Source organism: Terrisporobacter othiniensis (assembly GCF_000808015.1).
Taxonomy (GTDB): Bacteria; Bacillota; Clostridia; order Peptostreptococcales; family Peptostreptococcaceae; genus Terrisporobacter; species Terrisporobacter muris.
This window is the reverse complement of record NZ_JWHR01000158.1, coordinates 1-13,295: the sequence shown is the minus strand read 5'-3', so window position 1 is coordinate 13,295 and position 13,295 is coordinate 1. Positions and strand designations below refer to the sequence as shown.

The window sequence follows — 13,295 nt, the reverse complement described above, 5'->3', positions numbered from 1 at the left end:
ATTTTTTCAAACTTTTTAATAGAGTATATTATTAATTATACATAGATAATAGAATATAATTCTACTACAATGTAAAATAAGTGATATGTAAGACTTTATCAATTCTTAGAAAAGAAAGAGGAGAATAATGATAAAAAATATTTTCAAATAGAAAGCATACCTACAATTTTATGGGGGAAAATCAAAGTTGATTATTTTGCATAGAAATAAAATATACTTCATACATAAAGGGCATATCTTTTTTGATATGCCCTTTCTAAATTTATTCAACTCTCTCTATATAATTACAATTAACCTCAATATGATTTAGAAACATCAATAATCTTTCATAAAGAGGATGAGAATCCTCTCCATAAACCTTTTCTAGATTTTTGCCTATTTCCTCAACATTTTTCTTACCATCTATTTGTAAAAAAACAAAGCTGCAATATTCATCAAGTTTAATTTTTTTATAAAGAGGTATCCTAAATTTTAATTTCCTAAAAAAATTTTGAATAGGATGATTTTGCTTTTCTAAAACAGTTACAGTATTATCATCAACCTCATAATCTATATTATTTGAAATTTTAAATATTATTTTTAAAGCATCCTCATTATTCATTACTCATTATTCACTATCCTTCACTTTTGATTTTAAAATAGGTATGATTGTAAGGATTATCAAGACAACTAATAATACGGCAGCCATTCCATTTCCAGCAGCAAAGCCACTAGGTGTATTTCCACCAACAAGACCAGTTACTTGACAAATTATACCTATAAGCCCAAGTATAGAACCACCAGCAACAAGTCCTGAAGATAAACTTATACCATTACTAACTTTAACTTCTTTTTCTTTATCACTTTTAGCTGTTTTTTCAATAAATACACGAATTAAAGCTCCTACTAAGATTATAGAAGTAGTTGCAACTGGCAAATAGAATCCTATAGCAACTGTCATTATAGGTAAATCTAAAAAGTATAAAACTATTGCCATAAATATACCAACTACTATCATAACCCATGGTAACTCACCAGACATTATACCGGAAGTAAGAGTAGACATTAAGTTAGCTTGAGGTAGTGCAAATGGAGGATTATCACCAGTTATTTTTAATTGATCTGTTAATAAAACCATAACACCAACAACAACTATAACGCCAACGATACTAGCTATTGTAAAATAACGTTGCATTTCGTTTTTGTTACCACCTATAACATAAGTTACTTTTTGAGATTGACAGTATCCACCAGCGATTGCTATGGCAACAACTATAAATGAACCAAATAAAAGTAAAGATGTATTATCAACTTTAGAAGTCCATCCCATAACAACAAATACTAAAGTAACTATAACTAAAGAAGCTATTGTCATACCAGATACAGGAAGATTAGATGTTCCTATAGTTCCTGTTAATCTACCAGCAACTATAACAAATAATAAAGATAATATAAATGATAATACAGCTCCTATAATAGCCATTAAAAAGCTTCCAGAAATAATAAATGCAGCGATAAAACCAATTATAACTCCACCTAATAAAATTAATAATTGAGTAGAAGAACCATCACCTTTAGTAGCGCTAGATCTTGCTTTAGCAGTCTCTTTTACTGAAGCAATTATAGTTGGTATAAGTTTTATAGCACCTATTATACCACCGCATAACATCATACCAGCGCCTATGTATTTAACATAAGAACTAGAAATATCTGCAACAGTCATTTGATTTACTGCTAATGAAGCATTGTTCCATACCATTACACCGTCATTTGCCATTTCAGTGAAATAACCAATTAAAGGAGTAATACCAAATACTGATAAGATGGAACCTGCAAACATAGTTAAAGAAACATCAAGACCGACGATAAATCCAATACCAAGTAAAAGTGGATTAACTTCCAAGTCAAATTTCCACTTGTACCAAGACTTACCTGTAAAAGACATGACATTGTTTGCTATATTTAAAAAAGCACTTGTAAGTGTGTTAATAACACCACCTATAACAAACCCAACTCCCATGTACTTTATAGAATCTCCACCACTATCTGATGCTACTAGAGTTTCAGATATGGCCATAGACTCAGGGTAAACAAGTTGACCATGTTGGTCAATAATTAAGTAATTATAAACAAGTGAAGCTATACCAATACCAAATAGGACACCTCCAACACCAACTGCGATACCTTCTAAGAAAGAAATTTTACCACCTACTAATATAACAGCTGGTAATACAAATATAAGACCACTGGCAACAGATTCACCACCACTAGACATACCTTGGATTAAGTTCTTTCCAAGTATACCTTTTTGTTTTGCAAAAATAGCAATAAAAGCGGAACCTATGATTGCACCAGGAATACCTGCAGCAACAGTAAGACCTGCTTTCATGCCTGAATAAGCAGTAGAAGCGGAAAATATGACTGCAAATATAATACCTATAATAAGTACAGCAGTATTTCCACCAGTTCTTGACTTATCCGTAATATATGGAACGTAGTCTTTTCCAGCTACGCCTCCATAAGCCTCTTTTGGTAATTTTTTATTCAAATTACACACCCCCTTATTATGTTCAAATAAATTGTAGCACATGAAAACTTTATATATTTGTTAAATTTATCCTCATAAATAGACAAAAAAATATATAAAATTCTAAAAAAATATATAAAAAAGAATTCATTTGTCTAATTTAGAGTAAAAAAATATGTATATACGATATATTGTCGCATTATTTTCTTATTATAAAATGATTGCATTAAAATTATTTAATAATGAGAATATTATTTATGGAAAGTTTTTGATATTAATCAATAGATAAGAGGTGGAAACTTATTGTAGAGATTATAATATATGATATCAATATCTCTTACTATAGGATTTAAGTGTATAGGATAAATTACTTGTATATTATCAAATTTATCAACTATTCTCTTGATGGTACTAAACATGCTTTTCATATTTTCACCTAAATTTCCCCGTCTATGAGCAGTAAGAAGTATCATTTGTCATTACCAATTTTCTCAAGGATTTTATGAGTATAATCTTTTTTTACTGTAGTTTTTAAAGCATCTATTGCTGTATTTCTAGTAACATATATAGTATCTTCATTTTTACCTTCTTTTAATAAGTTATCCTTTGATATACAAAATGCATATCAGCTATAATTCCTATTACCTACTTATTTATTTCCTTAGGATAAGGTGAGTATTTGTCGTAAGTTATTAGACCTGCTTTCACATGACCCCAAATAACTTGATTGTAAAATGCCGCAAAACTTGCTACTAATGTTGTTGCATCTCCATGAACTAACACAATATCAGGCTTTACTTATTTTATAACTTTATCTAAACTTTGTAAAACTCTAATTGTTATATCTGCAAGGCTTTGTCCTGATTTTATTATATATGAATCATAATTAGGTTTTATGTCAAATGCATTTAATACTTAATCTAACATTTGCCTATGTTGAGCTGTTACACAAACAATACTTTCTATTTCTTTTCTAGATTCCAATTATTTTACTAGAGGTGACATTTTTATGGCCTCGGGTCTAATACCAAATATGGTCATTACTTTGATTGCTATGGTATTCTCCTTTTAAAAATAATATTTATATTATTATAAGCAAGTGTTTGAAGCAAATATCTTGATGGAAAAAAAAATATATATATTTAAATTTATAAAAAACATATATAAAACAAAAAAAGTAGCATAAAAGGATAAAAAATGACCAATATCGAAAAATGTAAATAAATATATATAAAAAAGACTATAAAAAAAGGATTTCAAGCTAGCGATAAAAAAATGTATAAATGTTAAATTAACATAGTAATCATTTTAGTTGAGTTTAAGTATAAAATTCAACTACCTAAAAAATAGACGGAGGTAAAGACTCGTGCAAATGACAGCAGAAAAGGTAAAAGAAAATAAGAAGCCAAAAGTTAGTTCCTCATTATTTTGGGCTTCGGCTTGCTTTACAGCAATATTTTCTATCTGGGGAGTTGTAGATCCAGATAGTTTAACAACAACTTTATACAGTTGGACATCAAGATTTAATAATGATTTTAACTGGTTTGTAATATTAATGCCTTTATTAATATTAGCTTTATGTGTATATTTAGCATTTGGTAAATTTGGAAATGTTAAGTTAGGTGGAAAAGACACTGTGCCAGAATTTTCAACATTCTCATGGATGGCTATGTTATTCACAGCAGGTATAGGTGTTGGGTTAGTTAACTTTGGGGTTGCAGAACCATTAACTCATTTTATGCAATCACCATTAGGTTTAGCAGGTGGTTTTTCAGAAGCAGAAGCAGCTCAAAATGCTTTAAAATTAACATTATTCAACTGGGGATTACCAGCATGGGCTATATATACAATATCAGGGCTTGTAGTAGGATACTTTACTTATACTAGAGGTGCAAAATTCCTTCCAGGAACACCGATAGAACAAGGATTTAAAGATAGAAAATGGAGTAAGCCAGTTGCTTACGTAGCTAACTTAATGGGTGCATCAGCAGCAGCTCTTACTATGGCGGCATCGGTAGGACTAGGTGTATTCCAAGTTAAGAATGGTTTAACAAGTGTATTCGGAATGAACCTTGAAGGAACTACTCCCTTATTAATAATATTAGCTCTTTTATTCGTAGTCTATACATTGGCAGCTATATTACCTGTTCAAAAAGGTATGAAAGCTTTAGGTGATATAAATATAGTAATAGCAATAGCTATACTGTTATTTGTATTCTTCGCAGGTAGAACTGATTACTACATGGGAACAATACTTACTACTTTAAAAAGCACTTTCACAGATATACTTCCAATAAGTTTCGAAAACTTCGCTTTATTAGATAAACAATGGTTTAATGACTGGCCAATAACTACTCTTATGTGGTGGATATCATGGACACCATTTATAGGAATATTCATAGCAAGAATATCTAAAGGTAGAACTATAAAACAAATAGTTACAGCGTCAATACTTGTACCAACTATATTCTTAGTTGTATGGTTTAGTGTATTTGGTGGACATGGGTTATTAGATGCTATAGCAGGAAATGCAGAAATAGCAAACTATATGATAAATAATCCAGATGATGTTTACTTATCATTTATAATGGTATTACAACAATTCCCGTTATTTACAATAACAGGAACGTTATTTGTAATATTAATAGTAGTATTCTTATCAACATCAGCAACTAGTTCTGTCATATCTTTAAGTATGATAACTAGTGATGGTGCAGAGAATGCTCCTCAATACAGAACTGTAATATGGTCAATAATAATAGTACTTATTGCATCAGCAAATTTAATAGCAGGTTCATTTAGTGGAGTTAAAGCTGTTGCCATAGTATTATCAATACCATACTTATTTATATTCATACTTTCTATGTCTGGATTTGTTAGACAATTAAGAAAAGATCATGGAGGAAAAAAATAATATGAAAATACCAGGAATAGTTCCAATAGCACCAGAAGCAGTATTAAGTGCAGCTCAATCACCAGTGGAAAATATTGTACAAACATTATGTATAATGGCTTTTATGGGATTTATAGTTTGGTCAGTAAAGTTAGTATTTGAATAAGAAGTACTAGAAATAATATAAATAGAATTATTGTGATAGTTATGATTTAACAATAGATTTTAAGTAAGTATAAAGTGAAATAAACGTCATATTGACGTTTATTTTGCTATTTATAAATGAAAAGGTGATTTATTTATAGTAATAATGGGTAAATAAAATATGCAGTAAAAATCATAAATATAAGTATTTATGAAATTATTATTTTATAAATACATGTCAGCAAGGAGTATATTTTATGGCAAATAGTTTTAATAATAGGCAAAATAATATTGTAATTGATAAGTTTGTTTTTTTAGGTAGTTTATTTTTAGTTATAGGTTTAAGTATACCTATGTTATTTTTAGGTGATATAGGAGAAGAATTTATAAGATCTATTAGTGATTATTTAATGACAAATTTTGGGTTCTTAAATATTCTCATAGGCCTTTTTGCTATAGGTATATGTATTTATATATGTTTTAGCGAATATGGAGATATTGTACTTGGAGATAAAAATGATAAACCTGAGTATAAGACCATAAGTTGGGCAACTATGATGTTTTGTGCAGGGATTGGTTCAAGCGTAATGTATTGGGGTGTAATAGAATGGATTTTCTATTATGTAAAACCACCTTTTGGAATGGAAGCGGGCTCGTGGCAAGTTGCTGAATTTGCAGCATCTTATGGAATATTTCACTGGGGTCCAACAGGATGGGCATTATATGTTTTACCAGCATTACCAATAGCATACTGTTATTTTGTTAAAAAGGAAAATGCTTTCAAAGTTAGTCATGCTTTAAAGCCTATTCTTAAAGAAAAAGCAGATAGTTATTTAGGTAAAACCATAGATATAATATTTATATTTGCATCAATGGGGGCATGTGCAACAAGTTTAGGGCTATGTGTACCAATGGTATCAACAGGTGTAAGTGAAATATTTAATATGAAACAATCTACAAACTTAAGTTTAGTCATATTGTTATTGATAGTAGCAATATTTACAATTAGTTCTTATTTTGGACTTAAAAAAGGAATACAGGTTTTAAGTAATATAAATGTAGGCATAGTAGTTGGTATTTTACTATTTGTATTTATAACAGGACCTACAGTTTTTATAATAAAAATGGGAGTGACAAGTATTGGAGTAATAGGTCAAAACTTCCTTAAAATGAGTACCTGGCTAGATCCAATCAATAACTCAGGATTTCCAGAACGTTGGACAGTGTTTTATTGGGGATGGTGGGTAATATCAGCTCCGATAATAGGAATGTTTATAGCAAAAATCTCAAAGGGAAGAACTATTAGACAAATGATATCTGGAGCTATTATATATGGAACTTTAGGATGTGCTTTAGTATTTGTGATACTTGGTAACTATGGACTATACTTACAGATTAGCGGAACATTTGATGTCATATCATATTTACAGAATTTTGGTGCAAATGCTACTATATTCAAAATACTGGGGATGTTAAAAATGGGGAAAGTAGTTATATTTTTATTTACAATAGGCGCAATAATATTTGCATCAACAACATTTGACTCAATATCATATATTATAGCATCTTGTACAGTAGAGCATTTAGATGAGAATCAAGAGCCACCTAGATGGTCTAGGTTATTTTGGGCAATACTTCTAGCTTTAATACCATCTATATTCATACTTATAGATGGCCCTTTAGAAACAATACAATCTTCAACAAATATAACTGTAATACCAGGAATCATTTTAATGTGTTTACTTACATGGTCATTTTTCAAAATGGCAGAGGAAGGAAAAGATCATATTAGATAAAAGAGCTCGATAATTTATCGAGCTCTTTTATTTATAAGGTATTTATCTTTTGTATGTTCTTTGGATAAAAGATAAATTGATAATTGAGGTTAAACTTTATTTATTTCTATTAGTTTTAAGCTACCTAAGATTATGTGCTCTTTTAAATGTAAAGAGTTCTCTACTGAAGTATCAGAGAATTTTAGGCCGATACTTTCTTTTGATTTCAGAAATCTTAATACCTCTCGATTTGAAACAGAAGGTTTTCCCATTTTTATCCACTCGTCATATATGGAACCGTTCTTTTTATTAAAAATATAAGATTTTAGACTATACTTACCAGGTTCCAAATTTATTTTTAAATCTATAAATTTAGTTTTTAATTTAGCATTTTTATATAATTTATCATAATTTTCACTTTTATGATTAAAATAGTCTGGTATATTTTGATGATTATAAAGTAATATGCTATAAGAATTTTGCTTTTTAGTTATAATATAACCACTTCCGCAGTCAACTAAATAACCATTTAATTTACTTAATACAAACAAAGCATTAAAACTTGGTTTATTTATGCCATTGTAAGTAAGCATGCCAGTATCACCTTTGAATAAACTTAAGTTGCTAGAACTATCTATAAAATTAAATTGAGAGTCACACTCACAATAGTCATTTAGAACATTGTGAACTATTTTTGTGGCTTTATAGCTAGTATCATTTAAATAGTGATTCTCTGCTTGTTGAATAAAATAAGTTTTTATTTTCATTAGTTTTTTAGTTTTCATTAGTAAAATTCTAACAAAATCTTTAGTATCTAAGAAATCTTTTTCTGAAGCATATACAGAGATAAAGTTGATTTTTTTGTCTTGTATATATTTTATAAAATACTCTTTGTGGAAATTACTATTAATAGTAAAGTCTATGCCAAAGTTTAGTTTTGATAAAGTTGGAGTTTCTGCAATTAAATCTAAGATGGTTCTATAGAATTTAATCATATTAGGATAATCTTTTTCCACAGAAGAAAGTTCAAACTTCCATTCTCTCACTGACTCCAAATCATACTTATTTATACAAAATAATATAAAAGACTCCAGTCTAGCAAAGAATTTTTTTATGGATTCTTTTTTTACATCATATTCAAGTTTTAAAAACGGAGTAATATGAATATTTGAAAAAAAGTCTAAAACACTTTCTAAATTGTACCAGTTATAAGTATTTCTAATTGAATCGTAATCATACATGGATTCATTAAAAATACCAGCAAATTTTATAAAATCAGGTTTGATCAACTCAATACTTTTAGTAAAATATTTTTGCCAATTGGAGTTTAAAGCATCATAAACGTTATCAAAGTAAAAAATCTTTTCAAAGTTCACCCAATTTTTTTTAGAAAAAGATACACCGTTTATCTCTTTAGTAATATACTCAACCCTAGGATTACTAAATTGATTGCTTTCGTATTTTTGTAAATAATCAATAAATTCAGCAATGTTTTTGCTTGGAAGGATACTATTACTTTCAGTCATATTATTAGCAGATGTATAATTTTTTCTATAAACAGATGGAGACATATTATATTTTTCAAAGAACGTATTTCTATAAGACTTTAAAGATGAAAATCCATGATCTAAGGATAAATCAAGTATGCTTTTATTAGTATTAACAAGGTCATACATGGATTTTTCCAATCTAAAATTATTTAAGTATTTTATAAAACCCACGCCCATATATTTATTAAAAAATCTAGAAACATAATGAGTGCTTAAATATTCTCTTTGGGCTAAGTCAGATAAAGTAATTTTATTAGTATAGTTTTCATTTATATATTGCAAGATTCTATTGAATCTTTGATGATATACAGATAAGTCAGGTTTATCTAAACTGCATTCCAAAGAAAAATTATCTATGAGGTGTTCTACCAAGCTAAAAGTATTTTTTAATATCTTAATTTTGTCTAAATTATTATTATATAATGTAGACAACATAATTGAAGAACACAATGAGAATATATTATGGTATTTTTCTTTACTATCTGAATCTATATCTATAATTAATGAAGTGTTGCAAGAAAAATATAATTTATCAAAATTAGTATAATATTTTTCAAAGTAGTGAGGATCAAAGTATAAGCTTATAATTAAGCTATCTTCTGAAATATTATATAGTTTGTGCACTTCAGAGCTATTGATTAAAACTAAATTCTCTCCATCTAGATTATAAGTAGTGTTTTTTATATCTAAATTGGCACTTCCTCTTGCTACTAAAATTATTTCTATATCTTTATGCCACTCAGGTTCATTGTCTTGTTTATCAAAAAACTGAATGTTTATGGGTAAATTGTTGTCATAGTTCAAAAATTTGTAATCCATCTTATACCTCATTAAAAAATATTTATATAGATTTGATAATACTACAAAAAACAAAAAAAGTATATAAATAATGCAAAAATTGTTGTATTTAGTGTAAATACATTGAAGAAGTCAATAAACCTAAGGAATTATATATGCATAAGGTAACGATTGCCAAGGAAAAAGGTGATAATATATATCATGTCAAGATGATTATTTGACATGTCAATCAATGGAATTTAACTATAATAAAATTTGCTTTTGTTAAGTTAAATATAAAAAATTTTCATAGACCAAAATTGATTTACATTCACAATAATGTGCTCATTGAGTGTTGTAAATGCAAATCTTTCCCATAAAAAGATTTACAAAGGTTATAGTTAAATTCCATTAAACTTAAGGTGGCTATTATAGAAACGGAATTAACCTTATATTATGTCTAGATGAACATACTAGAATTGCAAAATTTTGATTAAGTAATATTTTGAAAAAATGAGGATAAATAGGAGAGATGACAATGGGAGAAATGTTAAAATATCAAAATGAATTACAAACTTTGCCTATACCAGAACTTAAAGACACACTAGCAAAGTATTTAGAGTGGATAAAACCATTATTAACAAAAGAAGAATTAGAAAATACTAAATCAATAGTAGAAGAGTTTGGAAAGTCTGGAGGAATAGGTGAAAAACTTCATCAAAGGCTGTTAGAATATAAAAATACTATTAAAGATAATAATAGCTGGTTATTTCCAATGTGGGATGATATGTACTTAGAAGGTAGATGTTCAATAATACCTGATGTGAGTTTCTCAGCATTATTAAATAATAAAAAATATAAAGAAAAATACTCTTTAGAAGAAATATTAGCTAGAGTAGCTTACAGTACAACAGGAATATATCATCAAATAGTGGATAAAAGTTTACCAGTTGATATGATAAAAGGAAATCCTTTATGTATGGAACAATATTTAAGGATGTTCAAAAGTATGAGAATGGTTAATGCTAATAGGGATGAATTCTATGTAGGGAAATTTGATAAAACAAATAATTACTGCGTAGTATTCAAAGATAATAATATATATAAAATAATGTTAAGTGATGAAAATGGTCAAAGAATAGGTATAAGTTCATTAATAATAGCATTGGAATCATTAAAAAATAATAAAGAAGTAGAAAGTTTTAATCCTTTCCTATATACCTCAACTACAAGAGATTTAGGGAAAGAAATTCTTGATCAAATTTTAGTGACAGAGGAAAACTTAAGAAACTTCAATGAAGTAAAAGATGCTTTATTTGTTATGTGTATAGATAAAGGATACAAAGATGTAAAAGAATCAACAAAAGATATTTTATTATCAGATGGTAATAATAGATGTTTTGATAAGAGTGTTCAATTTATAATAAATGAATCTAAAGAAATAGGAGCAAATATAGAGCATACTGGATTTGATGGTTCAACAATGTTCTCTGTTCTTGAATTAATAAATAATGATTTAGAAACAGGAATAATAGATGTTGATTCAATTAAAAGAGTTGTATTCCCTAAAAAATTAGATTTTTTATTAAGTAGAGATGCTAAAATATCGTTATTTAAATTAAAGGAAGAACAAAGAGAGAAGGAAGAAGCTTATCACTTTAATTTTGAATATTTTACTGAATTTGGAGGAAACAAAGCTAAAGAATTAAAAATGAGCCCTGATGCATTCTTCCATATAGCCCTTCAAACAGCGCAATATAAGACTTTTGGAAAAATAAGAAGTACTTATGAGTCAGTTGCTGTAAGAGAATTTAGACAAGGAAGAACAGAATGTGCTAGATCTTCTAGTATGGAAAAAGCTGAATTTGCAAAAGCTTTCGTAGAAAAAAATGTAAGTGGTACTGAACTTTATAATTTATTACAAAGTGCATCAATGTCACACGTTGCAAGAATCAAAGATTGCAAAAAAGGTCTTGGTGTAGAAAGACACTTATTTGGACTTGCTCAAATACAAGCTAGATTTGGTTCAGAATTAGGAATAAATGAAGTGCCTGAATTATACACTGACAAAGGATATAAGGAATTAAAATATGATTTCTTATCCACAAGTGGAGTTGGTGGAAAATATATATCTCATTGTGCTTTTGGACCACAAACTATTGATGGTCTTGGAATATTTTACACGATGGGAAAAGATGAAATAGTAATAAACTCAGCAGCAAGAATTGAACAAAAGGATAAGGCTGATGAATTTGTAAATAATTTAATGTCATCATTTATAGAAATCAAGGAATTTGTTGAAGAGTATATGCAAGCAGAAGAAGGCAAAGTATTACAAGTTTTTTAATAATTAACATTAGGTTATTAATTTGTTATTTATAAATGTTTTAATTACAGTAAGCTGAACAAAAGCTATTATGTAGTATATATTTTACCCAAATATTTATACTATCTATATAAAACTATTATTCAAATAAATATTGCCATGTATTTATTTGAAACCCTAAAAGTGATAAAAAGGTGAGCAAGCCATGCTCACCTTTTTACTTTTAAGAATTATATTTTTCTAATAAAGCTTGCTCTCCTATTTCAACTAATTTTTTGCTTATTTGACTTCCAACTTCTTCGCCTGATAATACATTTTTGCGTGATCTATTAAATGTGGAGCACTACTTTCTACTTTATCATTAACATTATTATAACTATAGTTATATTATTGATAAAATATAGGATGTATAAATACATGATGAATGTAGTTAAGGACATATGAATAAAAAATATTTTAGAAAATTGCTTGAAGAGATTAACTAATAAAAAATGATAATAACTATTTAAAAAAGAGCATATTAATAGTAATAGACATAGCCAAACTTTTATTTATAAAAAAGGAATTTCTGTAAGTATGAAATGGTTATGTGTTTTTATAAAAATAAAATATTTATAGTAAGTAGAGTTTTTATAACTGTTTACTTTGACAAAAGTAAATAAATGATATAATATAAATTTGAAAATTAATGTAAGAATGTAAGTTTGGGGGAAGGGAGTTTAATATATTTAAGAAAAAGTATAAAATATATTAGTACATAAATTTTAGGACATCAAAAATATAATTAAAAACTAATAATCGAAATCAAGGAGAGGAATATTTTGATACTATACGAAAAAAAAGAAAAAGAAAACAGTAAAGACTATGCCTACAGGGTGTTAAAAGATAATATTATGACTTTAAACTTAAAACCAGGGGAATTATTAAGTGAAGCAGAATTATCTGAAAAACTAGGCATATCAAGAACTCCAATAAGAGAAGTCTTAATGAGATTAAAGAATGAACATCTAATAGAAGTTAAACCTCAGACAGGAACCTATATATCATTAATAGATATTAATATGGTTGATCAAGGTTTATTTATGAGATATACATTGGAAAAAGAAGTACTAAAAGAAGCTTGTAATGGAGTTAGTGATGAAATTATTATAGAATTAGAAAAGAATTTATTTACTCAAAAATTAATTGCAAATAAAAGTGATTCTGCAATTGAGTTTCATAAATTAGATAAAGAATTCCATGAGTTGTTATTTAGGGCAACTAATAAAGGTGAAATATGGAATTGCATATTAAATATGAGTACTCATTATAATAGAATGAAGAT

The 13,295-nt window shown here is 27.8% G+C and carries 10 protein-coding genes; 5 read left to right on the top strand and 5 right to left on the bottom strand.

Annotated elements, in window-relative coordinates; all coding sequences use genetic code 11:
- Positions 1–262: 262 nt before the first annotated feature.
- The 4 genes from QX51_RS18370 to QX51_RS21345 all read right to left on the bottom strand — a co-directional run bounded on the left by QX51_RS18370 (position 263) and on the right by QX51_RS21345 (position 3,289).
- Positions 263–601, bottom strand: a complete 339-nt coding sequence (locus QX51_RS18370; protein ID WP_039681356.1) for a PqqD family protein — start codon at positions 599–601, stop codon at positions 263–265.
- 6 nt (positions 602–607) lie between these two features.
- Positions 608–2,527, bottom strand: a complete 1,920-nt coding sequence (locus tag QX51_RS18365) for an OPT family oligopeptide transporter (RefSeq protein WP_039681355.1) — start codon at positions 2,525–2,527, stop codon at positions 608–610.
- 257 nt (positions 2,528–2,784) lie between these two features.
- Positions 2,785–2,925 carry a hypothetical protein gene (locus QX51_RS21710; protein ID WP_242842780.1) on the bottom strand — a complete coding sequence of 47 codons (141 nt, stop codon included), beginning with the start codon at positions 2,923–2,925 and terminating at the stop codon, positions 2,785–2,787.
- 226 nt (positions 2,926–3,151) lie between these two features.
- A complete protein-coding gene (locus QX51_RS21345; protein ID WP_242842779.1) occupies positions 3,152–3,289 on the bottom strand; it encodes a UDP-N-acetylglucosamine 2-epimerase in 138 nt (45 codons plus the stop codon).
- A gap of 589 nt (positions 3,290–3,878) precedes the next feature.
- On the opposite strand from QX51_RS21345, the gene QX51_RS18360 reads away from it, so the two are divergent.
- From QX51_RS18360 to QX51_RS18355, 3 genes are all read left to right on the top strand, one after another.
- Positions 3,879–5,420 (top strand): BCCT family transporter, encoded by a 1,542-nt coding sequence (locus QX51_RS18360; protein WP_139045003.1) that lies wholly within the window; start codon positions 3,879–3,881, stop codon positions 5,418–5,420.
- Position 5,421: 1 nt separating this feature from the next.
- On the top strand, positions 5,422–5,565 hold the full coding sequence (locus tag QX51_RS20815; RefSeq protein ID WP_161791952.1) for a hypothetical protein: 144 nt from the start codon (positions 5,422–5,424) through the stop codon (positions 5,563–5,565).
- Between the two features lie 235 nt (positions 5,566–5,800).
- Positions 5,801–7,339: a BCCT family transporter gene (locus QX51_RS18355; RefSeq protein ID WP_052233170.1), complete on the top strand. Its 1,539-nt coding sequence runs from the start codon at positions 5,801–5,803 to the stop codon at positions 7,337–7,339.
- Positions 7,340–7,428: 89 nt separating this feature from the next.
- Here QX51_RS18355 and QX51_RS18350 read toward each other — a convergent pair whose 3' ends face one another.
- Positions 7,429–9,687 carry a helix-turn-helix domain-containing protein gene (locus QX51_RS18350; RefSeq protein WP_039681353.1) on the bottom strand — a complete coding sequence of 753 codons (2,259 nt, stop codon included), beginning with the start codon at positions 9,685–9,687 and terminating at the stop codon, positions 7,429–7,431.
- 496 nt (positions 9,688–10,183) lie between these two features.
- Here QX51_RS18350 and QX51_RS18345 point away from each other — a divergent pair, with 496 nt between their 5' ends.
- On the top strand, positions 10,184–11,992 hold the full coding sequence (locus tag QX51_RS18345) for a choline/carnitine O-acyltransferase (RefSeq protein ID WP_039681352.1): 1,809 nt from the start codon (positions 10,184–10,186) through the stop codon (positions 11,990–11,992).
- A gap of 800 nt (positions 11,993–12,792) precedes the next feature.
- Positions 12,793–13,295 (top strand): GntR family transcriptional regulator (locus QX51_RS18340; RefSeq protein WP_039681351.1); only part of this gene is annotated, 503 nt, incomplete at its 3' end.

What these genes read in the sequence shown, in the direction of transcription:
- QX51_RS18345 (WP_039681352.1), top strand. Translation starts at nt 10,184, where the DNA reads ATGGGAGAAATGTTAAAATATCAAAATGAATTACAAACTTTGCCTATA.
- QX51_RS18350 (WP_039681353.1), bottom strand. Translation starts at nt 9,687, where the DNA reads ATGGATTACAAATTTTTGAACTATGACAACAATTTACCCATAAACATT.
- QX51_RS18355 (WP_052233170.1), top strand. Translation starts at nt 5,801, where the DNA reads ATGGCAAATAGTTTTAATAATAGGCAAAATAATATTGTAATTGATAAG.
- QX51_RS20815 (WP_161791952.1), top strand. Translation starts at nt 5,422, where the DNA reads ATGAAAATACCAGGAATAGTTCCAATAGCACCAGAAGCAGTATTAAGT.
- QX51_RS18370 (WP_039681356.1), bottom strand. Translation starts at nt 601, where the DNA reads ATGAATAATGAGGATGCTTTAAAAATAATATTTAAAATTTCAAATAAT.
- QX51_RS21710 (WP_242842780.1), bottom strand. Translation starts at nt 2,925, where the DNA reads ATGTTTAGTACCATCAAGAGAATAGTTGATAAATTTGATAATATACAA.
- QX51_RS18360 (WP_139045003.1), top strand. Translation starts at nt 3,879, where the DNA reads ATGACAGCAGAAAAGGTAAAAGAAAATAAGAAGCCAAAAGTTAGTTCC.